At 72.7% G+C, this 23521-nt stretch carries 22 protein-coding genes and 1 tRNA gene; 8 read left to right on the forward strand and 15 right to left on the reverse strand.

Annotated elements, in window-relative coordinates; translation table 11 throughout:
- Positions 1–58: 58 nt before the first annotated feature.
- Genes FA582_RS09445 through FA582_RS09455 form a run of 3 tightly spaced genes read left to right on the forward strand, consistent with a single transcriptional unit; the run spans position 59 to position 4232 of the window.
- A complete protein-coding gene (locus tag FA582_RS09445) occupies positions 59–1534 on the forward strand; it encodes an FAD-linked oxidase C-terminal domain-containing protein (protein ID WP_010147590.1) in 1476 nt (491 codons plus the stop codon).
- Positions 1534–2808: an FAD-binding oxidoreductase gene (locus FA582_RS09450; protein WP_147899797.1), complete on the forward strand. Its 1275-nt coding sequence runs from the start codon at positions 1534–1536 to the stop codon at positions 2806–2808. The genes FA582_RS09445 and FA582_RS09450 overlap by 1 nt, the downstream gene beginning before the upstream one ends.
- Complete coding sequence (locus FA582_RS09455) at positions 2808–4232, forward strand: (Fe-S)-binding protein (RefSeq protein WP_010147592.1); 1425 nt, start codon at positions 2808–2810, stop codon at positions 4230–4232. Before FA582_RS09450 ends, FA582_RS09455 begins: the two co-directional genes overlap by 1 nt.
- On the opposite strand, the gene FA582_RS09460 is transcribed toward FA582_RS09455, so the two are convergent.
- Positions 4184–5983, reverse strand: a complete 1800-nt coding sequence (locus tag FA582_RS09460; RefSeq protein WP_147899798.1) for an L-lactate permease — start codon at positions 5981–5983, stop codon at positions 4184–4186. The two genes, FA582_RS09455 and FA582_RS09460, sit on opposite strands and share 49 nt — an antisense overlap.
- A 137-nt stretch (positions 5984–6120) precedes the next feature.
- Between FA582_RS09460 and FA582_RS09465 the strand changes: the two genes are divergently transcribed.
- Positions 6121–6876 carry an IclR family transcriptional regulator gene (locus FA582_RS09465; RefSeq protein ID WP_010147597.1) on the forward strand — a complete coding sequence of 252 codons (756 nt, stop codon included), beginning with the start codon at positions 6121–6123 and terminating at the stop codon, positions 6874–6876.
- Positions 6873–7382, forward strand: coding sequence for a type II toxin-antitoxin system PemK/MazF family toxin (locus FA582_RS09470; RefSeq protein ID WP_010147599.1), 510 nt, complete (start codon positions 6873–6875; stop codon positions 7380–7382). The genes FA582_RS09465 and FA582_RS09470 overlap by 4 nt, the downstream gene beginning before the upstream one ends.
- Here the strand turns inward: FA582_RS09470 and FA582_RS09475 are convergent.
- The 13 genes from FA582_RS09475 to FA582_RS09535 form a co-directional block, all read right to left on the reverse strand.
- Positions 7367–8611, reverse strand: a complete 1245-nt coding sequence (locus tag FA582_RS09475) for an MFS transporter (RefSeq protein WP_010147600.1) — start codon at positions 8609–8611, stop codon at positions 7367–7369. The two genes, FA582_RS09470 and FA582_RS09475, sit on opposite strands and share 16 nt — an antisense overlap.
- A gap of 61 nt (positions 8612–8672) precedes the next feature.
- Positions 8673–8745 (reverse strand) — tRNA-Ala (locus tag FA582_RS09480).
- Positions 8746–8807: 62 nt separating this feature from the next.
- A complete protein-coding gene (locus FA582_RS09485) occupies positions 8808–9455 on the reverse strand; it encodes a histidine phosphatase family protein (RefSeq protein ID WP_010147601.1) in 648 nt (215 codons plus the stop codon).
- Between the two features lie 8 nt (positions 9456–9463).
- Positions 9464–9856: a ribosome silencing factor gene (gene rsfS / locus FA582_RS09490; RefSeq protein WP_010147602.1), complete on the reverse strand. Its 393-nt coding sequence runs from the start codon at positions 9854–9856 to the stop codon at positions 9464–9466.
- Positions 9857–10426, reverse strand: a complete 570-nt coding sequence (nadD, locus tag FA582_RS09495) for a nicotinate-nucleotide adenylyltransferase (protein ID WP_010147603.1) — start codon at positions 10424–10426, stop codon at positions 9857–9859.
- 14 nt (positions 10427–10440) lie between these two features.
- Positions 10441–10665, reverse strand: coding sequence for a hypothetical protein (locus FA582_RS09500; protein ID WP_010147604.1), 225 nt, complete (start codon positions 10663–10665; stop codon positions 10441–10443).
- Between the two features lie 39 nt (positions 10666–10704).
- A complete protein-coding gene (locus tag FA582_RS09505) occupies positions 10705–11985 on the reverse strand; it encodes a glutamate-5-semialdehyde dehydrogenase (RefSeq protein WP_010147605.1) in 1281 nt (426 codons plus the stop codon).
- A 43-nt stretch (positions 11986–12028) separates the two neighbouring features.
- The gene (proB, locus tag FA582_RS09510) at positions 12029–13153 is read right to left on the reverse strand and encodes a glutamate 5-kinase (protein ID WP_010147606.1); all 1125 of its coding nucleotides are present in this window, start codon (positions 13151–13153) and stop codon (positions 12029–12031) included.
- Between the two features lie 31 nt (positions 13154–13184).
- A complete protein-coding gene (locus FA582_RS09515; protein WP_010147607.1) occupies positions 13185–13766 on the reverse strand; it encodes a hypothetical protein in 582 nt (193 codons plus the stop codon).
- Positions 13767–13892: 126 nt separating this feature from the next.
- Positions 13893–15398, reverse strand: a complete 1506-nt coding sequence (gene obgE, locus FA582_RS09520) for a GTPase ObgE (protein ID WP_010147608.1) — start codon at positions 15396–15398, stop codon at positions 13893–13895.
- A 116-nt stretch (positions 15399–15514) separates the two neighbouring features.
- A complete protein-coding gene (gene rpmA, locus FA582_RS09525) occupies positions 15515–15784 on the reverse strand; it encodes a 50S ribosomal protein L27 (RefSeq protein ID WP_010147609.1) in 270 nt (89 codons plus the stop codon).
- A 30-nt stretch (positions 15785–15814) separates the two neighbouring features.
- Positions 15815–16129, reverse strand: a complete 315-nt coding sequence (gene rplU, locus FA582_RS09530; RefSeq protein WP_010147610.1) for a 50S ribosomal protein L21 — start codon at positions 16127–16129, stop codon at positions 15815–15817.
- A 161-nt stretch (positions 16130–16290) separates the two neighbouring features.
- The gene (locus FA582_RS09535; RefSeq protein WP_010147611.1) at positions 16291–18912 is read right to left on the reverse strand and encodes an Rne/Rng family ribonuclease; all 2622 of its coding nucleotides are present in this window, start codon (positions 18910–18912) and stop codon (positions 16291–16293) included.
- 408 nt (positions 18913–19320) lie between these two features.
- Here FA582_RS09535 and serC point away from each other — a divergent pair, with 408 nt between their 5' ends.
- From serC to FA582_RS09550, 3 genes are all read left to right on the forward strand, one after another.
- On the forward strand, positions 19321–20406 hold the full coding sequence (gene serC, locus FA582_RS09540) for a 3-phosphoserine/phosphohydroxythreonine transaminase (protein ID WP_238705435.1): 1086 nt from the start codon (positions 19321–19323) through the stop codon (positions 20404–20406).
- 11 nt (positions 20407–20417) lie between these two features.
- Positions 20418–21611, forward strand: coding sequence for a phosphoglycerate dehydrogenase (locus tag FA582_RS09545; RefSeq protein ID WP_010147613.1), 1194 nt, complete (start codon positions 20418–20420; stop codon positions 21609–21611).
- 141 nt (positions 21612–21752) lie between these two features.
- A complete protein-coding gene (locus FA582_RS09550) occupies positions 21753–22982 on the forward strand; it encodes an MFS transporter (protein ID WP_272941906.1) in 1230 nt (409 codons plus the stop codon).
- Here the strand turns inward: FA582_RS09550 and FA582_RS09555 are convergent.
- A complete protein-coding gene (locus FA582_RS09555; RefSeq protein WP_010147615.1) occupies positions 22979–23506 on the reverse strand; it encodes a sugar-binding domain-containing protein in 528 nt (175 codons plus the stop codon). The two genes, FA582_RS09550 and FA582_RS09555, sit on opposite strands and share 4 nt — an antisense overlap.
- Positions 23507–23521 lie beyond the last annotated feature (15 nt).

Below are 23521 nucleotides of genomic sequence, written 5' to 3' on the forward strand. Positions count from 1 at the left end.
CCCCGGACGTGACCTAGGGTGGCGAGTCAGCGAGGCTCGGCCGAGAAGGAGACACGCGATGACGCAGACGGACGGACAGGCCGCGATCCGAGGTCTCGATCGGGACCTGCGCGGGCAGCTGCCCGGTCACACCCTCATCACCGACCCGGCGCAGCGGGAGACGTATGCCTGTGACGGGCTCGCGGCCTACCGCGTCCGGCCCGCGCTGGTCGTCCTCGTGGAGAGCGCCGAGCAGGTCGCCCAGGTCGTGCGGGCCTGCGCCCGGCACGGGGTGCCCTTCGTCGCCCGCGGCTCGGGCACCGGCCTCTCTGGGGGTGCCCTCCCCCACGCCGACGGCGTGCTCATCGTCACCAGTCGGCTGCGGACGCTGCACGAGGTGCGCCCGGAGGACCAGCGCGCCGTCGCCGACCCCGGCGTCATCAACCTGGCGGTGAGCAAGGCCGCCAACCCGCTGGGCTACTACTTCGCCCCCGACCCCAGCAGCCAGCAGATCTGCTCGATCGGCGGCAACGTCGCGGAGAACTCCGGCGGCGCGCACTGCCTCAAGTACGGCTTCACCGCCGGGCACGTGCTCTCCCTCGACGTCGTCACCCCCGATGGTGAGCAGATCACCCTGGGCACCGAGGCGCCCGACGCCCCCGGTTACGACCTGCTGGGGGCCTTCGTGGGCAGCGAGGGCACGCTCGGCATCGCCACCCGCGCCACGCTGCGCCTGACCCGGCTGCCGCAGGACGTGCACACCTGTCTCGCCGGCTTCGGCAGCACCGACGACGCCGGCGCGGCCACCAGCGCGATCATCGCCGCGGGGATCGTGCCCGCGGCCATCGAGATCATGGACGCCCTGGCCATCGAGGCCGCCGAGGCTGCCGTCTCCTGCGGCTACCCCGAGGGCGCGGGCGCGGTCCTCGTCGTCGAGCTGGACGGCCCCGCGGTCGAGGTCGCCGACGAGCTGGAGCGGGTCGAGCAGATCTGCCGGGACCAGGGAGCCTTCGAGTTCCGGGCAGCGACCGACGCCGCGGAGCGCGCGGAGATCTGGAAGGGCCGCAAGTCCGCCTTCGCCGCGGTCGGGCGGATCTCGCCGGACTACATCGTCCAGGACGGCGTCGTCCCTCGGACCTCGCTGCCCGAGGTGCTGCGGGAGATGGGCCGGATCAGCGCCGAGCGCGGGGTCAGGGTGGCCAACGTCTTCCACGCAGGCGACGGCAACCTGCACCCTCTCGTCCTCTTCGACGCCGCTCAGGAGGGCGCGACCGAGCGTGCCGAGGAGGTCTCCGGCATGATCCTCGACCTGTGCATCGAGCACGGCGGGTCGATCACCGGGGAGCACGGGGTGGGCGCCGACAAGGCGAGGTACATGCCGCGCATGTTCGGGCCGGACGACCTCGACACGATGCAGCTCGTGCGCTGCGCCTTCGACCCGGCCGGGCTGGCCAACCCGGGAAAGATCTACCCCACGCCTCGGATGTGCGGGGAGCGCCCGCGGATCGTGCACGCGGCGGACGAGCCCGTCCTCGAGCAGGCGGAGGTCTTCTGATGTCGGTGGAACAGCTGCTCGGCGGCGTCTGCGAGGTCCGCCCGGCGACGGCCGCGGACTCGGTCGACGGCGTGTCCCCCCAGGTGGTGGCCCGCCCGGCCTCCGCGGAGGAGACGTCCGCGCTGCTGCGCGTGTGCTCAGCGCACGGACTCGCCGTGGTGGTGCGTGGTCACGGCAGCAAGATGGCCTGGGGCCGTGCACCCGAGCGGGTCGACGTCGTCCTGGAGACGGGGGCGATGGACGGGCTGGTCGAGCACTCCCGGGGCGACCTCATCGCCACCGCCGGCGCCGGTATGCCGTTGGCCCGCCTCCAGGAGGTGCTCGCCGAGGGCGGCCACCAGCTCGTCGTCGACGACCTCGCCGCGGGGCACGGCGTCGAGGGCGCGGGGTCCACGCTGGGTGGTGCCGTCGCCACCAACCTCTGCGGTCCCCGACGGCTGTGGGCGGGCCCTCTGCGCGACCTCGTCATCGGGGTGCGGCTGGTGCTGGGTGACGGCACCATCGCCAAGGCCGGCGGCAAGGTCGTCAAGAACGTCGCCGGCTACGACCTGGCCAAGCTGCTCACCGGCTCCTACGGCACCCTCGCCGTCATCACCGAGGTGACCGTCCGCCTCCATCCGCTCCCGGCGGAGACCCGCTGGATCGGCGCGTCCGTCGACCCCCGGGCGCTGGGGACGGTCCTCCACGAGGTCGTCCACAGCCAGCTCGCGCCGCACGCCGTCGAGGTCCGGGTCCGCCCCGGCGTGCGGCCGGCCGTCGTGACGATGCTGTCGGGCACCGAGGCCGGGGTGAGCGCCCGCGCCGAGGCCCTGCGCGAGAGCCTGGCCGACCTCGACTGCCCCGCCGAGGTGCACGACGCTCCTCCGCCCTGGTGGGGTGTGCTGCTGCACCCGGGCCAGCGGGCCGGCACCCCGCCGCCCCCGGGCTCGCGCCCGGTGCTGGTCAAGGCCACCGCGCGGTTGAGCGGCATACCCCAGCTCGTCGCAGCCGTCGAGGAGGTGGAGGGCACGGCCACCGGGTCCGCAGGAGTCGGCGTGCTGCACGTCGCCCTGCCTGCCGACGGTGCCGCGGACCGCATCCACCGGCTGCGCGCCGCCACCTCCGGGCTCGGCGGCTCCACCGTCGTGCTGGACGCCCCGCCGGAGGTGAAGTCCGGCCTCGACCCGGACTCGACCTGGGGCCCGGTGCCCGGACTCGGGCTCATGCGGGCCGTGAAGGACCAGTTCGACCCCGGACGGATCCTCGCGCCGGGCCGCTTCGTGGGAGGACTGTGATGACCGAGCCAGAGTCGCGACGCACGCTGCTCGGGATGCCCCGGGTGCGCTCGACCGAGTCCGAGGTGGTGGCCGACCCTGCCTTCGACGCGCTGCGCCCGCCGGACCCGGACCTGCTCGACGACTGCGTGCACTGCGGCTTCTGCCTCACCACCTGCCCCACCTACCAGCTGTGGGGCGAGGAGATGGACAGCCCACGTGGTCGCATCGACCAGATACGCGCCGCCAGCGAGGGAGCCCCCCTGACTGCCGCGACGGTCGGCCACCTCGACGCGTGCCTGGGCTGCATGGCCTGTGTGACGAGCTGCCCCTCGGGGGTGAAGTACGACCGCATCCTGGAGTCGACCCGCGCCCAGGTCGAGCGGCGCGTCACCCGGCCCCGGCGCGACCGCGCGCTGCGCTCGCTGATCTTCTCCCTCTTCCCCTACCCCTCCCGGCTGCGGATGCTCCGGGGCCCGCTGCGGCTGGCGCAGCGCACGGGCGCCCTCGCCCTGGTGGGCCGCACGGGGCTCGTCGGTCGGGTCAGCCCCGAGCTGGAGGTGATGCAGTCGCTGGCGCCACCGCTCGGCCCTCGCGTCGAGGTGCCCGAGCGGACGCCCGCGCAGGGCACCCGGCGCGCCGTCGTCGGGATGCTCACCGGGTGCGTGCAACGGGAGTTCTTCGGTGACGTCAACGCCGCCACGGCCCGCGTGCTGGCCGCCGAGGGCTGCGACGTCATCGCCCCCGCGCGCCAGGGCTGCTGCGGCGCCCTCTCGGTCCACACCGGTCGCGAGGAGGAGGGGATGGCCTTCGCCCGCCGCCTCATCGACACCTTCGAGGACGCCGGGGTCGAGACGGTCGTCGTCAACTCCGCCGGGTGCGGCTCCACGATGAAGGAGTACGTCCACCTCCTGGCCGACGACCCCGCCTACGCCGAGCGGGCCCGCGCCTTCAGCGGTCGCGTCCGGGACCTGGCCGAGTTCCTCGTCGAGCTGGGGCCGGTGGCCGCACGGCACCCGGTGTCGGAGGGGGAGGTGACCATCGCCTACCACGACGCCTGCCACCTGCGGCACGCCCAGGGCATCGTCAGCGCTCCCCGCGAGCTGCTGGGCGGCATACCCGGGGTGGAGCTGGTGGAGATCCCGGACGGGGAGATCTGCTGCGGATCGGCCGGGGTCTACAACATCCTCAACCCCGAGCCGGCCACCGAGCTCGGCGACCGCAAGGCCGCCTCCATCCTGCGCACCGGCGCCGACCTGCTCGTGACGGCCAACCCAGGCTGCCTCATGCAGATCAGCCAGGCGCTGGAGCGCGGCGGCCGCCCGCTGCCTTTCGTGCACACCGCGGTGGTCCTCGACGCGTCCCTCACCGGGACGTCGCTGCCCGCGGCTGAGGCTCAGCCGACCCCGGTACCCGCGAGCGAACGCTCGCGGCGGTGGACGTAGACGGTGAGCCCGACGAGCAGCGCCACGAGCAGGACGAGCTGCAGCAGGCCGAGGTTGAAGCCGATGCCGTAGATCCACAGATAGCTGATCGCGCCAGCGGCCAGGCAGTAGTAGGCGGTGATCAGCGCGGTCTTGCGGATGAGGTCGCCCTCACGACCGAGCAGGCCGACCGTGGCCGAGGCGGCGATGATGTTGTGGATCGCGACCGGGTTGCCGCCCGCCCCGCCGAGGGCCTGGGCCGCCACGACGCTCTCCGGAGCCACCCCGATCTCCTCGCCGGTGGCGAACTGGAAGAGCGAGAAGGTCAGGTTGCTCACCGTGTTGGACCCGGCGACGAAGGCCCCCAGTGCGCCGATCCACGGAGCGACCAGCGGCCAGTTGGAGCCGGCCACCGCAGCCGCTCCCTCGGCCAGCGTCACCGGCATCGAGGCGAGCCCGGAGTCGGTGAACTCGGCACCGGAACGGATGAGCAGGCGGACCAGGGGTACCGCGAAGAGCAGCGCCACCCCGGTGCCGAGGATCTGCTTGCCGGCCACGGCCCACGTCGTGCGGATCTGCTCCCTGCTCATGCGGTGCAGCCCGTAGGTGATGAGGCAGGTGAGGATGAAGACCGTCCCCGGGCTGTACAGCCACTGCCACGTCGTGGAGATGCCCGTGCCCAGGATGTTCTCGAAGGGCAGCGTCACCGCAGGGTTCTCCGAGCGCAACGCCGCGGTGAGCGGCTCGATGAGCCGCGTCGCGAGCAGCAGCACCGCGATGAGGACGTAGGGAGCCCAGGCCCGCACCAGGCCCATCCGGCGCGTGTCGAGGTCGCCGAGGTGGTCGGTGTCGACGGTGCCCATCCAGCGCTCCTGCCAGCTGGCCCGCGGCCCGAAGTCGAAGGTGTCCTTGGGCATGAGGAAGCCGCGCGAGGAGGTGAACATCACCAGGGCGAGCCCGGCCAGCCCACCGAGCAGGGAGGGGAACTCGGGCCCGGCGAAGCGCGCCACGAGGACATAGGGCACGGTCATCGCCAGGGAGGCATAGAGGGCGAAGGGCCAGACCCGCAGGCCCTGGGCGAAGCTGCGGCGCTCCCCGAAGAACCCGGTGAGGAAGACCGCGATGAGCAGCGGGATGAGCAGTCCGGCGATCGCGTGGATCGCCGCCACCTGGAAGCCGATCTCGGCGATGAGCCCGTCATAACCCAGCCCGAGCTCGGTGGCGCGCTCCTCCACTCCGGCGCCGCCCTGCAGACCGGTGCCCACCCCGACGATGATCGGGGTGCCGACGGCGCCGAAGGAGACCGGCGTCGACTGGATGATCAGCCCGACCATGACCGCCGCCATGGCGGGGAAGCCCAGCGCCAGCAGCAGCGGCGCCACGACGGCGGCGGGGGTCCCGAAGCCGGAGGCGCCCTCGATGAAGGAGCCGAACAGCCAGCCGATGATGATGGCCTGGACCCGCCGGTCGGGGGAGATCGCGGTGAAGCCGGAACGGATGGTGGCCATGGCACCGCTGGAGATGACGGTGGCGAGCAGGAGCAGGGCACCGAAGACGATGTAGAGCAGCGTCACCGCGATGATGAGGCCCTCGAGCGTGGCGGCGACCACTGCGGTAGGGCGCATCTGCCACACGGCGACCGCGATGACGACGGTGATGACGTAGCCCACGGGCATGGCGTACTTCGCCGGCCAACGGAATCCGGCGAGCAGCACCCCCACGACCACGATCGGCGAGATCGCCAACAGGCTGAGCACGGCCAAGTTGTCCACGTCGACACCTTTCTCGAGGGGCACGACGTCGCAGCGGTGGGAAAGGCCCCTCACCAGGGACTCTAGCCGGTGGGCCAGGGATCCGCCATCGCCCGAGGTCCGTCGGCGGGCCGCACCCGACCGGTAGTGTCGCTGCCATGAGCCGGAGCGAGGAGCCCCCCCGCGGCGTGCAGTCGGTCGACCGCGCCCTCGACATCCTCGAGCTCCTCGCCACCGCCGGCGTACCCCTCGGGGTGACCGAGATCGCCCGCGGGGTGGGCCTGGCCCCCGGCACCGCGCACCGGCTCGTCTCCGGGCTGCTCGCCCGCGGGTGGGTGCGCCAGGAGTCGGACCGCAGGTATGCCGTCGGTCCCGCCGCGATGCGGGTGGGCGACGCGTCCTACCGCACTTTGGGGGCCTCCGCCGCACCGGCCCTGCGCGCCGCCGTGGTGGCCACCGGGGAGACGGCGAACCTCGCCGTGCTGGAGGGCCAGGTGATGGTCTACGTCGCCCAGGCACCCTCGCCCCACACGCTGAGGATCTTCGCCGAGGTGGGCCGCCGGGTCCCGCTGCACTCGACCGCGGTCGGCAAGGTCGCCCTCGCCGCCCTGCCCCCCGGCACCTGGCCCGACGTGCTGGGGAGGTCGCCGCTCGAGCCGCGGACGCCGCATACCCTCACCAGTCTCGGGGCGCTCACCACCGAGCTCGGCCGGGTGCGCGACCGAGGTTTCGCGCTCGACGACGAGGAGCAGGAGCTCGGCGTGCGGTGCGTGGCCGTGCCGGTGCCCGTCGCCGGGCTCGAGGTCGCCATGTCGGTGAGCGGGCCGACCGAGCGGATGACCCGGGAGCGCGCCCACGAGATCGTCCCCGAGCTGCAACGGATCGCCACGACCCTGGGAGACCCACCACGATGAGAGCCCGACAGATCGGCCGGATCCTGCTGCACGGCATGCGGCTGGCGCAACGCTCGGCGGAGAGGGGGCGGCGGGCGGCGTCCCCCGCCCCCTCTCCCGCACCGCCGCCGACCGGTGCGGGCGCCCGCCTGGGGTATGCCCCGGTCGCCGACGACCGTGCGGACCCCGGCGAGGTGGTGTGGGCCTGGGTTCCCTACGAGGAGGACGCCAGCCAGGGGAAGGACCGCCCCGTCCTGGTCATCGGGCGGGACGGCGCCCAGCTGCTCGCCCTCCAGCTGACGAGCCAGGACCACGACCGCGACGCCGAGCAGGAGGCCGCGGCCGGCCGCTTCTGGACCGACATCGGCAGCGGCGGGTGGGACTCCCGCGGCCGCCCCTCCGAGGCTCGCGTCAACCGGCTGCTCCGCCTCGACCGTGACGCCGTGCGACGGACAGGCGCCGAGCTGGACCAGGAGATCTTCGAGCGGGTCGTGGCGCAGGTGCGCCGGCACTACCCCGGGCTCTGAGCCGCCCTCGATCGCCGGCCGCGCTCGATCCTGCCCACCCGGTGGGCCACCCAGCCACTGCCGATCAGGCACAGCGAGCCCACCGCGACGCACGCGGCCGCGAGGGGCACGAGCAACGTCAGCCCGGAGACGAGCAGCGGGCCGCCCAGCCCACCCACGTCGCCGGCGAGCCGGTAGCCGCCGAGGAACTGTGCCCGGCCCTCCTGAGGTGCCGTGTCGGCACCCAGCGTCATGACGATGCCCGACCCCAGGCCGTTGCCGACCGCCATGAGCAGGGCGAGGGCGGTGAAGCCGATGACGTCGGTGCTGAGTGGCAGCAGGAGTACCCCCAGCCCGATGAGGACCACGACGGGCACCGCCACCACCGTGCGTCCGGCCCGGTCCATCGTCCACCCGGCGGGGTAGAACAGGCAGATCTCGACCAGCGCCGCAGCCCCGAACACCAGCGAGGTCGTCGCGGCGGAGACGCCGATGTGGTCGGCCCACAACGGCAGCAGGACCATCCGCAGCGAGCGGGCCCCGGAGATGACCACGACCGCGCTGCCGACCGAGACCAGCGTCCGCCGGTGACGGCGCAGCACCGCCAGCACCCGTGGCGGCCGGACGCCGCCGACCCGCGCCGCGCGCTCGTGCTCGGCCGTCAGGTCGGGAGCCAGCTGGACCACGAGGGCCGAGAGCAGGGCCATGGCGGCGGCCAGCCAGAAGACCGAGCGCAGCTCCCCCGTCGCGGCCAGCAGGACGCCACCGAGAACCGGACCGAAGAACCCGCCGATCCGGTGCGAGCCGCCGAGCGTGGACATCGCCCTCGCCCGCAGGTGCACCGGTGCCACGACGATGAGGAAGCCCTGACGGGCCAGGAGGAAGACCGCCCACGACATGCCGCTGGCGACGATCCCGGCACCGAGGACGAGAAGCGAGGGCGCGAGGGCGACGACCACGAGGGCGAGGGCGTCCGCCACCCCGGCGAGCACCATCGCCCGCCGCTCCCCGATCCGGGCGACGAGCGCGCCCGCGGGCAGGGCACCGGCGAGGCTCCCCACCCCGAGCAGCGCCACCATGAAGGCCGCCTGCCCCACGCTCGCCCCGAGGTCCCGGGCGAGCAACGCGAGGACCGGGGTGATCGCCCCCAGACCGACGGCGTTGACGACGCTCGGGGCGAAGGCGGGCACGGCGATGTCCCGCAGCCGGAAGACGGGCCCGGCGGCACCTGCGCGATCCCCGCCGGACACGGCATACCTCCTCGGACAGCGAAAAGGGCCGGGCACCTGATGGTGCCCGGCCCGGATCCGGTGGAGCTGAGGGGATTCGAACCCCTGACCCCCTCCATGCCATGGAGGTGCGCTACCAACTGCGCCACAGCCCCGGGTCTCCCCGTGAGGACTGGACTACTTTACCCAGCGCGTTCGGCAATCGCCAAATCCCCCGTCAGGGCACGGGGTGGGCGATGGTGCTCGGCCCACCCCCGTCCGGGGCACCGGCGTTCCAGGACTCCAGGCGCCACCCGGAGGGGTGCTCGACGAGGTCGGCCCAGTGGCAGTTGCGCAGTCCGACGAGGCCCTGGGAGGCCTGCTGGAAGTCCAGTCCAACGACGGCGCAGACGAGCGCCCGGGTCGCGAGCCCGTGGGTCGCGAGGACCGCGATGCCGTGTTCGGGCAGACCCGCGACGACCTCCGCGAAGGCGGCCCGGGTGCGGGCGGCGACGTCGGCGACCCGCTCTCCCGTCTCGCCACGGACGACGTCCTCACCGCGCTCGAGGGCCCGCTGGGCCTCGGGGTAGCGCGCGGTGACCTCGCCATGGGTCAGGCCCTGCCAGCGCCCGACGTGGATCTCGCGCAGCCGCTCGTCGGGCTCGATCCGGAGTCCGGTGAGCCCAGCCAGCTCCTCGGCGGTCTGCATCGCCCGGGTGAGGTCGGACGCGACGAGCCGTCCGGCACCCCGACGCGCGAGGACCTGTGCCGCCCGCCGCGCCTGCTCACGGCCGCGCTCGGACAGCTCGGTGTCCAGCTGCCCCTGGAAGACTCCCCCGGCGTTGTGCGCGGTCTCCCCGTGCCGCCAGACGATGACCCGCCGCATGAGGCGGCTCAGGCCTCGTCCGCGGCTGCGGTCCCGCTCTGCGCCGCCTGAGCGGGCAGGACGTGCGGGCAGTCCTTCCAGAGCCTCTCGAGGTCGTAGAACTGGCGGTCCTCGGAGTGCATGACGTGGACGACGATGTCGCTGAAGTCGAGCAGCACCCAGCGTCCTTCGTGCTGGCCCTCGCGCCGCAGCGGCTTGGAGCCGAGCTGCTGCAGTCGCTCCTCCACCGCGTCGACGACCGCGCCGACCTGGCGTTCGTTGGGCGCCGAGGCGATGACGAAGACGTCGGTCAGCGCCAGCTGCCCCGACACGTCGAGACCGACGACGTCCTGGGCGAGCTTGTCCTGGGCCGCGGCCGCCGCGGCCTGGGCCAGCTCGATCGCGCGTTGGGTGGCTGCCACTCAGCGGTCCTTCCGGTAGAGGTCGTACTTGCCGATGTACTGGACGACGCCGTCCGGCACGAGGTACCAGACCGGCTCGCCCTGGGCGGTCCGCTCACGGCAGCCGGTCGAGCTGATCGCCATGGCCGGCACCTCCAGGAGCGTGACCTTGTCGTCGGGGAGCCCGGCGTCGGTGAGGACGTGGCCCGGCCGGGTGACGCCCACGAAGTGGGCCAGCTCCCACAGCTGGTCGACACCCTTCCACGACAGGATCTGGGCCAGCGCGTCGGCGCCGGTGATGAAGAAGAGCTCGTCCTGCGGCCGTTCGGCGCGCAGGTCGCGCAGGGTGTCCAGGGTGTAGGTCGGACCCTCGCGGTCGACGTCGACACGGCTGACGGTGAAGCTGGGGTTGGAGGCGGTCGCGATGACGGTCATGAGGTAGCGGTGCTCGGCATCGGTGACCTCGCTGGCGTCCTTGCGGTAGGGCTGGCCGGTCGGGACGAAGACGACCTGGTCGAGCCCCAGCAGGTGGGCGGCCTCGCTCGCGGCCACGAGGTGGCCGTGGTGGATGGGGTCGAAGGTCCCACCCATCACTCCCAGACGCATCAGTGCTGGCTTCGACCGAGGTCGGGGTCGTGGTGTGCGTCGGCCACCCCGTGCGGGTCCAGGGCCAGCGTGTTGCGGAAGGCCCACAGGAAGCCCAGCAGCAGGAGGAAGGTGATCATCCCGAAGACGCCGAACATGATCGGCGGGAAGGGCAGCTCGTTGACGACGTGGTGGCCGCCTTCCTCGGCGGCGGCGATGAGGTGCAGGCTCTGCGCGGGCGACATGGTGGACACTCTACCTGCCGCCGCGCCCTCTCCTGCCGGTCAGCGGACCTGCCCGTCGCCCTCCACGACCCACTTGGTCGTCGTCAGCTCGGGCAGGGCCATCGGGCCCCGGGCGTGCAGCTTCTGGGTGGAGATGCCGATCTCGGCGCCGAAGCCGAACTCGCCCCCGTCGGTGAACCGGGTCGAGGCGTTGACGAGTACCGCCGCCGCGTCGATCTCGGTGGTGAACCGCCGGGCGCCGGCCCGGTCCGCCGTGACGATGGCCTCGGTGTGGCCGCTGGTGTGCTCCTGGATGTGGGCGATGGCGGCGTCGAGGTCGTCGACGACGCGGGCCGAGATATCGAGGGAGAGGAACTCAGTGTCGTCGTCCTCCTCGGTCACCGGCTCGTACGCCGCTCCGGCGGACTCGGCATACCGACGCATCTGCTCGTCACCGTGGACGGTCACCCCGGCCGCGGCGAGCTCGGCCATGATCCCGGGGAGCACCCGCTCGGCGGCGTCCCGGTGGACGAGCAGCGACTCCGCGGCGTTGCACACCGAGGTCCGGTGGGTCTTGGAGTTGGTGACGATCGAGACGGCCATGTCCGGGTCGGCGCTGGCGTCGACGTAGACGTGGCAGTTGCCGATCCCGGTCTCGATCACCGGGACGGTGGACTCGGTGACCACGGTCTGGATGAGGCTGGCGCCGCCGCGGGGGATGACGAGGTCGACCAGCCCGCGGGCGGTCATGAGGGCGCGCGCGGCGTCGCGACCACCCTCGGAGAGCAGGTTGACGGCATACGGGTCGATCCCCTGCTCCTCCAGCCCGGCCCGCAGGATCGAGACGAGGGCAGCGTTGGTCGATGCGGCTGCTGAGCCGCCCCGCAGGATGACGGCGTTGCCGCTCTTGAGCCCGAGTCCGGCGGCGTCCACGGTGACGTTGGGACGTGCTTCGTAGATCATCCCCACCACGCCCATCGGCACGCGGACCTGGCGGATCTGGAGGCCGTTGGCCAGCGTCGAGCCGCGGACGACCTCCCCGACGGGGTCGGGCAGCGCGGCGACCTGGCGCAGCGCGTCGGCGACGGCGTGCACCCGGTCCTCGTCCAGGGTGAGGCGGTCCAGCAGGTTGGTCGGCAAGCCGCCGGACCGACCGCGCTCGAGATCCTCGGCGTTGGCGTCGACGACCTGCTGCGCACCGGCGTCCAGCGCGTCGGCGAGGGCGAGCAGGGCGGCGTCCTTCTCGGCCCGCGTCAGCAAGGCGAGCTGCCGGGCCGCGCGACGGGCGGCGCGCGCGACATCGGCGACGTGGTCCACGACCTCGGGGGCGATGGTGCTCATCGGGTTCTCCTGATCGAGTGGTGGTCGGGGGTATGACGTGGGTCTAGAGCACGACGAGGTCGTCGCGGCGGACGACCGGTCGGGGGGCGGGGGCGCCGGAGCGCAGCGCCGAGTCGCGCACCAGCCTGCGCCCGACGAGGGCGCCGAGGTCGTCGGCGTCGTAGCCGACGAGGCCGCGGGCGACCACCTTGCCCTGCGGGTCGCACAGGTCGACGGTGTCACCGGCGCTGAAGCGGCCCTCCACCCGGGTGATCCCGACGGGAAGCAGGGAGGTCTGGCGCCGGACGACCGCCTCGACGGCGCCGTCGTCGAGCATGACCCGGCCGGTGACGCTGCTCGCGTGGGCCAGCCACCGCCTGCGGGCCGGGCTCTTGGTGCCGACCGGGGTGAAGAGCGTGCCGACGTCCTCGCCGAGCAGGGCCTGGTGCGCCTGCTCGGCACTGGTGAGCAGCACGGGGATCCCTTCACCGACGGCCATCTGCGCGGCGGTGACCTTGGTCTGCATCCCCCCGGTGCCCACGCCGGAGCCGGACCGGGAGACGTCGACCCCGGCGAGCGCCTCGGCACCCGAGACGAGGGGGATGCGGGCCGAGCCGGGGCGGGTGGGGTGCCCGGTGTAGAGCGCGTCGACGTCGGACAGCAGCACCAGCGCGTCGGCGTCGACGAGGTGGGCCACCAGCGCCGCGAGCCGGTCGTTGTCGCCGAAGCGGATCTCGTCGGTCGCGACGGTGTCGTTCTCGTTGATGATCGGCACGACCTCCAGCTCCAGGAGGCGCTCGAGGGTGCGGGAGGCGTTGACGTAGTGGCTGCGCCGGTGCATGTCGTCGGCGGTGAGCAGCACCTGCCCCACCTGCACGCCGTGCAGGGTGAAGGCCTGGGTGTAGGCCGCCATGAGCGCGCCCTGACCGGCGCTGGCGGCCGCCTGCTGGGTGGCGAGGTCCTTTGGTCGGCGCTCCAGCCCCAGCGGCTCCATGCCCGCGGCGATCGCCCCGGAGGAGACCAGCACCACCTGCGTCCCGCCCAGGGCCAGCTTGGCCAGCGTCGTCGCCAGCGCCTGCAGCCGGAAGCCGTCCAGGCCGCCCTCGGGGCCGGTGAGCGAGGAGGAGCCGACCTTGATGACCATGCGGTGCGCGTCCCGGATGACGCTGCGGTCGACGGTCGAGCCCATGGGACGAATACTATTCCACTCTCACGCATACTCATGCATCCGTGACACCGTGCTGAGGCCGCCCGGGCGGGGGGCGCCTCCTCGCCTCAGCCTCGCGTCGTGACGATCGTTCGGCATCATCGAGGTGCAGCTGGAGGACGGGCTCGTCGTAGAACTGGTGCTCGACGCCCCTCGGCCGCATCCCGCCGTGGAGGTACATGTCGATGGTGCGTCCTCGAGCCTGCCAGAGGGCGGTGAACCGTCCGGTCTCCGGCTCGCTCAGATACTCGGTCGGGTCGCCGAATCGTTGCGTCAACCGGTCTCTGAGCTCGCGGGCCATCCGCTCGGACGCCTGCATCGAGGTGCCTCGCCAGAGGAACCAGACCAGCCCGACGAACTCACCCTCGAAGGACCCCCACCCACAGCGGGGCCGACCCCAGTCCGCCGACCCGGAGCCCACCCACGACTCCCCGAGGCCCTCTCGCGGCAGCGACTCCGCGCCCTCCACGACCACGCCGTGCTCGTCGAACCACACCAGGCGTTCGGCCTCCGTGGTGGGCCAGCGCGAGCCGACCAATGCGGCGATCAGATCGCCCAGCTCGGCTGGCGTCGGCCTCATGTCCGTCCTGGTCATACCTCCACCCTAGGGACCAACCACGGTCTAGCACGGGCTTCATCGGGAAGTTCGCCGATGGAGGTCGTGCTAGCCCGTGGTCGCTCCGGCGGAGGGGGGCGTGGTGGGCGGCGTGTATGGGGTGGGTCAGGCGTCGTCGGTCCAGTAGCCCGCGCGGCGCTCGGCGTCCAGCTCCTCGCGGGCCGCGGTGGCGGCGTCCTTGCGGTCGTGGAAGGCCTCGCGCTTCTCGGCGCGCGTGGGACGGGAGCGGTCGTCCAGGCGCAGGTCGGTGCCGCGCCCGCCCAGGACGTCCGCGCCACCGGCCATCGTCGGCTCCCAGTCGAAGACGACCGCGTTGTCCTCCGGACCGATGAGGACCGTGGACCCGGCGACCGCACCGGCCTTGAGCAGCTCCTCCTCGACGCCCAGCCGCGCGAGACGATCCGCGAGGTAGCCGACCGCCTCGTCGTTGGCGAAGTCGGTCTGGCGCACCCACCGCGTGGGCCGCTCCCCCAGGACGCGGAAGACCTCGTCCTCCCCGCCACCCTCGCGGCGGACGGAGAAGCCCTGGTCGTCCAGCGCCTTCGGGCGGATGACCACGCGGGCCGGCTCGATCTCGAGGTGCTCGGCGCGCGCCCGGGAGACGTGCCCGGCCAGCGCGAAGGTCAGCTCCTTGAGACCGTGGTGAGCGACCGCCGAGACGACGTGCACCTCATACCCCTGCGCCTCGAGGTCCGGCTGCACCATCTCGGCGAGCTCGCGCGCCTCGGGGACGTCGGCCTTGTTGAGCACGACGACGCGCACCCGCTCGGCCAGAGGTATGCCGCCCAGCTCACCGTGCGGGACGTAGGCGGCCAGCTCGGCCTCGATGACCTCGAGGTCGGTGAGGGGGTCGCGACCCGGCTCCAGGGTGGCGCAGTCGATGACGTGGACGAGGACGTGGCAGCGCTCGACGTGCCGCAGGAACTGCAACCCGAGGCCCTTGCCCTCGCTGGCACCCGGGATGAGCCCGGGGACGTCGGCGATCGTGAAGCGCTCGCCGCCGGCGGTGACGACACCGAGGTTGGGCACCAGCGTGGTGAAGGGGTAGTCCGCGATCTTGGGCTTGGCCGCCGACATGACGCTGACGAGGGAGGACTTGCCGGCCGAGGGGAAACCGATGAGGGCGACGTCGGCGAGCGTCTTGAGCTCGAGGACCACCTCGCTCTCCTCGCCCGGCTCGCCGAGCAGCGCGAAGCCGGGGGCCTTGCGGCGCGGTGAGGCGAGGGCCTTGTTGCCGAGCCCGCCGCGTCCGCCGCGGGCGGCGACGAACTCGGTGCCGTCACCGACCAGGTCGGCGAGCACCTCTCCCCCGCGGGTCGTGACGACGGTGCCGGAGGGCACGGCCAGCACGAGGTCCTCGCCCTGGGCGCCGTTGCGCTCATCGCCCTCGCCGGGTTTGCCGTTGGGGGCGGTGCGGTGCGGTCCGTGGTGATAGTCGATGAGCGTCGTCACCTGGGCGTCGACGCGCAGGACGATGTCACCGCCGCGTCCGCCGTTGCCGCCGTCCGGGCCGCCGAGGGGCTTGAACTTCTCCCGGTGCACCGAGGCGACGCCGTGGCCGCCCTTGCCGGCCCGCAGGTGGAGCACGACGCGGTCGACGAAGTTGGCCATGGTGGGGATCCTCTCAGGTGGTGCAGACAGCGCGACGCCGGTGGGTCGGTCCGGACCCACCGGCGTCGCGCGTGCCGGGTCTTCCCGGCCGGTCGTGAGGTATGCGGTGTCGCGCCTCAGGCGTCGACGGTCGCGGCCTCGCCGACGATGTTGACGGTCTTGCGGCCCCGCTTGGCGCCGAACTCCACGACACCGGGGACGAGCGCGAACAGCGTGTCGTCCTTGCCACGACCCACGCCCTCACCGGGGTGGAAGTGCGTGCCGCGCTGGCGGACGATGATCTCTCCGGCGCCGACGATCTGGCCGCCGAAGCGCTTCACGCCGAGGCGCTGGGCGTTCGAGTCGCGACCGTTGCGGGTCGAGGACGCACCCTTCTTGTGTGCCATCTGCTGACTCCTCCTAGGCTCGGCTGACGCTCAGGCGTCGATCGCGGTGATCTTGACCTGGGTGAGCGGCTGGCGGTGGCCCTGCCGCTTCTTGTACCCGGTCTTGTTCTTGTACTTCTGGATGACGATCTTGGGGCCCTTGACGGCGCCCATGATCTCGGCGGTGACCTTGGCCTTGCCGAGGGCGTCGGCGTCGGTGGTCACGGCGGTGCCGTCGACCAGGAGCACAGGAGCGAGCTCGACGGTGTCACCGGCCGCGGGGTTGCCGCCGACCTTGTCGATGGTCAGCACGTCGCCGACGGAGACCTTCTCCTGGCGGCCGCCAGCACGGACGATCGCGTACACGTTGAACTCGCTTTCTGCTTCTGTCGCGGTGGGCTCGGACGCGCCCTCGGAGGCTGATGGACGAGGTCGAGCCGACACGGGATGTGTCGTCTGCGAGACCAGTCCAGCACCAGGGCGAACCGACGCACCAGACTACCGTGCGGGACGCCGTGGCTCCAAACTCAGGCCGACGAAGGCGCCGGGGTGGCGTCGTCATCGCCCGAGGCCGGCTCCTCGGCGCTGCTGTCCGGGGTCGGGGACCCCGTCTCGACCTCGCCGACGGGCGGCCCGGCCGGGGCGACGACGCGTCCGCGACGGCGACGCTTGGGCGCCGGCGCAGCGGGCTCCTCGACGACCGGGACCGCCGGCGCCTGGACGCTCTCCGCGGGCGCCGCTGCCGGCTCGGCCTGCTCCACGACGGCCGTCTCCGGCTCGGCGGCGACCTCGGGCTGCGTCGTGACCGGGGCGTCGGCCACCTCGCCCGCGGCGGCACCGGCCGCCGCGTCGGCGACCTCAGAGGTCGCTCCCGCGCTCAGGGCAGCGGCGTGCGCCGCCGCGGCGATCTGTGCCGGGGTCGGGCCGGAGGGGTTGGGTGTCGGCAGGACGTTCTTGGGCTCGGAGCCCCCGTTGCCGGAGGCGGCGTTGCCGCCGCGCCCCTTGCCGCGCCGCTTGCCGCCGCCATTCCCGTTGCCGCTGCCGTTGCTCTCCTCGGCGTGGCGGACGACGGGCTCGGTCTGCACCACGACCCCGCGCCCGGAGCAGTGCACGCACGTCTCCGAGAAGACCTCGATGAGGCCCGAGCCGACCCGCTTGCGGGTCATCTGGACGAGCCCGAGCGAGGTGACCTCGGCCACCTGGTGCTTGGTGCGGTCACGGCCCAGGCACTCCAGGAGCCGACGCACGACGAGGTCACGGTTGCTCTCCAGGACCATGTCGATGAAGTCGACGACGATGATGCCGCCGATGTCGCGCAGCCGCAGCTGACGCACGATCTCCTCGGCCGCCTCGATGTTGTTCTTGGTGACCGTCTCCTCGAGGTTGCCCCCGGAGCCGGTGAACTTGCCGGTGTTGACGTCGACGACGGTCATCGCCTCGGTGCGGTCGATGACCAGCGATCCGCCCGAGGGCAGCCACACCTTGCGGTCCATCGCCTTGGCGATGGCCTCGTGGACGCGGTATGTCGTGAAGACGTCGGTCGTGCCGGTGGCCTTCTCGACCCGCTCGGCGAGGTCCGGGGCGACCTCGTCGATGTAGTGCTTGACCTCGTCCCAGGCCTTCTCCCCGGACACCACGAGCTTGGCGAAGTCCTCGTTGAAGACGTCCCGGATGACCCGCACCGTCATGTCCGGCTCCCCGTGGAGGAGGGAGGGCGCGTTGGCCGTCTTCGCCTTGGCCTCGATCCGCTCCCACATGGCGGTGAGCCGCTCGACGTCCGCCCGCAACTCGGCCTCCGAGGCTCCCTCGGCCGCGGTGCGGACGATGACGCCGGCGTCGCTGGGGACGACCTCCTTGAGGATCTTCTTGAGGCGGCTGCGCTCGGTGTCAGGGAGCTTGCGGGAGATGCCGGTCATGGAGTTGCCGGGGACGTAGACGAGGTAGCGGCCCGGCAGCGAGACCTGCGAGGTCAGCCGGGCACCCTTGTGACCGATGGGGTCCTTCGTCACCTGGACGAGGACCGACTCCCCCGACTTGAGGGCGTTCTCGATGCGCTTGGGCTGGTTGCCCTCCAGACCCGCGGCGTCCCAGTTGACCTCACCGGCGTACAGCACCGCGTTGCGGCCCTTGCCGATGTCGACGAAGGCCGCCTCCATGCTCGGCAGGACGTTCTGGACCCGCCCGAGGTAGACGTTGCCCACCATCGTGGACTGGGCCGACCGGGACACGTAGTGCTCGACGGGGACGCCGTCCTCCAGCACCGCGATCTGGGTGCGGTCCTCGAGCCCACGGACCACCATCACCCGCTCGACGCTCTCGCGGCGGGCGAGGAACTCCGCCTCGGTGATGATCGTGCGTCGACGTCCGGCCTCGCGGCCCTCCCGCCGTCGCTGGCGCTTGGCCTCCAGGCGGGTCGACCCCTTGACCGAGGTGACCTCGTCCTTGGCCGAGCGCTCGGTGCCGCTGCGGGAGCGGCGACGCCGCCGCTTGGTGGTGCTCGAGGAGTCCGCGTCGCCGTCGGCGTCCTTCGCACTCTCCGCGCCTCCGGCCTGGGGCTCCTCCCCCTGGCCCTGCGCGGCCTCCCCGCCCTGCGGCTCGTTCCTGCTCGAGCCGGAGTCCTTGCCGCCGCCACCGCGACGTCGACGCGAGGAGCCCTGCGGCTTGTCCTGCGCCGTGGCGCCGTCGGAGGTCTCCGACCCGCCCTGCTCCTCGGCCTCCTGCTCGGGGCCGTCCTCACCGCGGGTGCGGCGGCCCTTGCCGCCGCGGCGCCGCCGGCGCCGGCCACGCGCACCGTCGTCGTCCCCGTCGTCGTCAGACGCCGCCGGGCCCTGGGTGTCGTCGGTCTCCGGCTCGACCTCGGGGGCCGGAGCCGGCGCGGTGGAGGCGGACGTCGCACGCCGCGACCGGCGCTTGGGCAGGTCCGTGAGGTCGGGGGCCTGGAAGACCAGACCGAAGGAGGGCTGCGGGGCGGCGGGGGCGGGCTCGTCCGCCGGCTCCTCGACCTCCTGCTCCTCCTCGGGCTCCTGCGTCTCGTCGGCGGGGGCGTCGTGGGTGTCCGGCCCCGGCACCTGCTCGGTGCTGCCGGTGCCCTGCTCGGTGGTCGAGGTCAGGGTCTCGTCCGCTTCTGCGGAGGTGCGCTCGTCAGACACGTGGTGTCCTTCCAGGTCGCGCGGTGCGAGTCCACACCCAGGCGCCAAGGCCTCCTGCCCGCGCGACGCGGGTGCTGTGTCGTCGTGGCCGGCCGGCCGCGACGGAAGTCGTCCTGTGTCACCGGCTGCGGCTCGCGCGCTCGCGCGGCACCGGTTCCGGCGCGGTGCCAGCTGTCGACGCGATGGTCCTCATCGCCGCCGCGTCCTGCGTGCTGACCTGGAGGGCCGCACCGCTAGGGCTCGCACCGGGCCGCGCGGCGGTGTGTGGGACGTCGCTCGACCGCTACGCAGTATCGCACATGCGGCGGCCCCGACGGCATACGACGCCGGCCGCGCCACGCCGCTCCCGGGTGCCTGCTCCACCGGCCGACCAGATGACAGGACACGCGCTCCTTGACGGTACGGTAGGTGCCCGTGCGAGTCTTCAACTTCTCAGCCGGTCCAGCCACCATGCCGCTCGAGGTCCTCGAGCGAGCCCAGTCCGAGCTCACCGACTGGCGCGGGTCCGGGATGTCCGTCATGGAGATGTCCCACCGCAGCCCTGAGTTCGTCTCCATCGCCGCCGAGGCCGAGCGTCGCCTGCGCGAGCTGCTGTCGGTGCCGCAGGAGTATGCCGTCCTCTTCCTCCAGGGGGGTGCGACGGGGCAGTTCTCCGGCGTCCCGCTCAACCTCGCCGCCCCTGGCGCGACTGCGGCCTACCTCAACACCGGGTCGTGGTCGAAGAAGGCCATCACCGAGGGCAAGAAGTACGTCGACGTCCGGGTCCTCGCGGACGAGTCGGCGTCGACCTACTCCACCGTGCCGGACCAGGGGTCCTTCGAGGTCCCCGGCGACGCGGCCTACCTGCACTACACGCTCAACGAGACGATCGGTGGCGTCGAGTTCCCCTACGTCCCCGACGCCGGACCGGTGCCGGTCGTCACCGACGCGAGCTCGACGATCCTCTCCCGCCCGTTGGACGTCTCGCGCTTCGGCGTGATCTACGCCGGGGCGCAGAAGAACCTCGGCCCCTCCGGCCTGTGCGTGGTCATCGTGCGCCGCGACCTCCTCGACCGGGCCCGGCCGGACGTGCCCGCAGCCCTGGACTGGGCCGCGATGACCGAGGCCGACTCCATGCTCAACACCCCGCCCACCCTGGCGTGGTACCTCGTCGGACTCGTGCTGGAGTGGGTCGAGCAGCAGGGCGGTGTGGAGGAGATGGCCCGCCGCAACCAGGCCAAGGCCGACCTGCTCTACGGCGCGATCGACGCCTCGGACTTCTACTCCAACCCGGTGCAGAAGCAGGCCCGTTCCTGGATGAACGTCCCCTTCCTCGTGCCCGATCCCGCCCTGGAGAAGCCCTTCGTCGCGGCCGCGGCCGCTGCCGGGCTCTCCGGCCTGTCCGGGCACCGCAGCGTCGGCGGGATGCGCGCCAGCATCTACAACGCCATGCCGATCGAGGGCGTCCAGGCCCTCGTCGACTTCATGACCGACTTCGAGCAGCAGAACGGCTGAGACACCCCTTCATGAGCACCCAGACCTACCCCATCCAGACGCTCAACGCGATCTCCCCCATCGGCCTCCAGCGCCTCGACCGGGACGTCTTCGACCTCGGCACCGACATCGCCGAGCCGCGGGGCATCCTGCTCCGCTCGGCCGACCTGCACGCAGCCCCGATCCCGGACTCGCTGTATGCCGTCGCCCGCGCCGGCGCGGGCACCAACAACATCCCGGTGGACGCGATGGCGGCGCGGGGCATCCCCGTCTTCAACACCCCGGGCGCCAACGCCAACGCGGTGAAGGAGCTCGTCATCGCGGGCATGCTGCTCGCCGCGCGCAACCTCTACCACGCGGCCGACTACACCCGCAGCCTCGTCGCCGACCAGGCGCTCTCGGGCAAGGAGCTCGACACGCAGGTCGAGGCGGGCAAGAAGCAGTTCGCCGGCTACGAGCTGCCGGGCAAGACGCTCGGCGTCATCGGGCTGGGCGCCATCGGCGTCCTCGTCGCCAACGCCGCGCAGTCCCTGGGCCTCAAGGTCCTCGGCTACGACCCGGCGATCACTGTCGAGCGCGCCTGGCAGCTGTCGCCCAACGTCGAGCAGGTGACCAGCGTCGAGGAGCTCTTCGCGCGCTCCGACATGATCACGACGCACGTGCCCCTCATCGAGGCCACCAAGGGCCTGGTCAACGCCGAGCGGATCGCGACGATGCCGGTGGGTGGCGTGGTGCTCAACTTCGCCCGGGCCGGCGTCGTGGACGAGCAGGCGGTGCTGGAGGCCCTCGACTCGGGTCACCTGCACGCCTACGTCAACGACTTCCCCAGCGAGGCCGGTGCCGTGCACCCCAAGGTCATCGCCCTCCCCCACCTCGGCGCCTCGACCAGCGAGGCCGAGGACAACTGCGCGGTGATGGCCGCCGACCAGCTCGCGGACTACCTGCTGCACGGCAACATCCGCAACTCGGTCAACTTCCCCGAGGTGGTGATGGCCCGCACCCCGGGCACCACGCGGCTGGGCATCTTCAACGAGAACAAGCCCAACATGATCGGGCAGATCACCGCCGCCCTCGCCGACGCCGGCCTCAACGTGGCCGAGTTCACCAACAAGTCCAAGGGTGAGGTCGCCTACACCCTCGTCGATGTCGAGGGCGAGGTCCGCGACGAGCTCAAGGACTCCATCCTCGGGATCGACGGGGTCATCCGCGCCCGCAAGATCGACTGACCCGGGTGGCCCGCGAGGGCTAGGGTGCGGGGTATGTCGCACGTCCGTCATCCCTCCGGCGAGGGTTGAGTCCCGATCCAGTCGCTGGCGATCGCCTACCGCGCGAGCCATGAGGCGATCCCGCTCTTCGGGATCTACGCCCTGCTCTTCGCCGACCGGGGTCTGAGCACGACCCAGATCTCGGTGCTGCTCGCCGTGTGGTCCGCGAGCGCCTTCCTGCTCGAGGTGCCCTCCGGCGCCTGGGCGGACCTGCTGGACCGGCGGCGACTGCTCATCGCCTCGGGCCTGGTCTACGCCTCGGCCTTCGGGGTGTGGCTGGCCTGGCCGACCTTCTGGGGCTTCCTGCTCGGCTTCGTCCTGTGGTCGTTGTCCGATGCGATGCACTCCGGCACGTGGGAGGCCTACCTCTTCGACCAGCTCCGGGCGCGTGGGGTCAACGCGCGGTATGCCCAGGTCAAGGCGCGGTCCGAGAGCGTGGCGCTGCTCGTGATGGCCGGCGCGATCGCGGCGGCCGCACCGCTGCACCAGGCGGGCGGCTACGCCCTCGTGGGAGCGCTCAGCCTGGGTGTCGCCGTCGTCCACGTCGGCGTAGCCCTGCGGCTCCCACCGCCCGTGCCGCACGGCATACCCCCGGAGGAGGCCCGCGCCGATGCCCATCCCACCTCGCCCCGCGTGGTGACACCGCCAGCCGAGCCGGCCACCGCCGAGGAGGTCGGCCACCCGAAGGGCTCGCCGGGCCTGCGCGCCTGGGGGCGCACCCTGCGCGCGGGCCTCGACCTGGCCCGGGCCCGGGGTCCGGTGCGACGGGTCCTGGTGGGATACGCCGCGATCGTCACCCTGGTCGGCTTCGACGAGTACTTCCCGCTCGTCCTCGCCGAGGATGGCTCCTCGGTCGGGCGGGTCGCGCTCGTCATGGCCGGGATCGTGCTGCTCGAGGCGCTCGGCACGGCCCTCAGCGACCGTGTGGCGGTGCTGACCGGCTGGCGGCACGCGGCACTGGTGGTGACGGCCGGAGTGCTGCTCGGCGTGGGTGCGTGGGGTGCGGGGTGGTCCGGCGCGCTCGCGCTGGGCATCGGGTATGCCGTGGCGAGCAGCCTCTACCTCGCCGACGACGCGCGCCTTCAGCACTCCCTGGCCGAGGACAGCCGGACCCGGGCGACGGTGACCTCGGTGGCGAGCGTCGCGGGCGAGCTCGGCTTCCTCGTCACGTTGGCGGCGGTGGGGCTGCTCACCCTGCACCACGACCTCACCTCGGTGATGACCTGGACCGTCCTGGCCCTCACCCTGCCGGCGGCGGCCCTCGCCTGGCGCCTTCCCGCGGGTGCGCCCCCCACCACCGCCTCGGACCACCCGCCCGCCGAGGACCTCTAGGCCCGCAGCAGGGCCTCGGCGGTGTCGTGGGTGGTGACCAGGCCGTTGACGAGGTCGCCCGTCATGGCCGCGCGCAGGGCCGCCACCTTGCCCACGCCGTGAGCGACGGCGATCACCCGCGCGATGCCGCGCAGCTGGTGGGGGGAGAGCGCGATGAGTCGCTCGGAGAGGCAGGTGTCGACGAGCTGGCCCTGCTCGTCGAAGCAGGCGCCGACGGACTCCCCGATGACGCCCGCCTCCGCCACCAGACGGCGGCACTCGGGGTCCACCGCGTCGTAGATGGTCGACTGGCCGGGCTCCCAGGCCCCCACCCCCACCATGGCGACGGTGACCGTGCTCGCCGCCGCGAGCGTCCCGCTGACCGCCGGGTCCCGGCGCACGGCCTCGGCCCCGGCCGCGTCGGGCATGACGAGCGGGGCGAAGAACACCTGGCGCCCTCCCCCGGACATCCGGCCCGCGCGGCGCACGAGGTCGACCGAGCTGGAGTCCTCGCTGATCCCTGCCAGGGCACCGCTGAGCTGCACGATCTCGACCGGTGG

The sequence above is a fragment of the Serinicoccus profundi genome (genome assembly GCF_008001015.1).
Taxonomy (GTDB): domain Bacteria; phylum Actinomycetota; class Actinomycetes; order Actinomycetales; family Dermatophilaceae; genus Ornithinicoccus; species Ornithinicoccus profundi.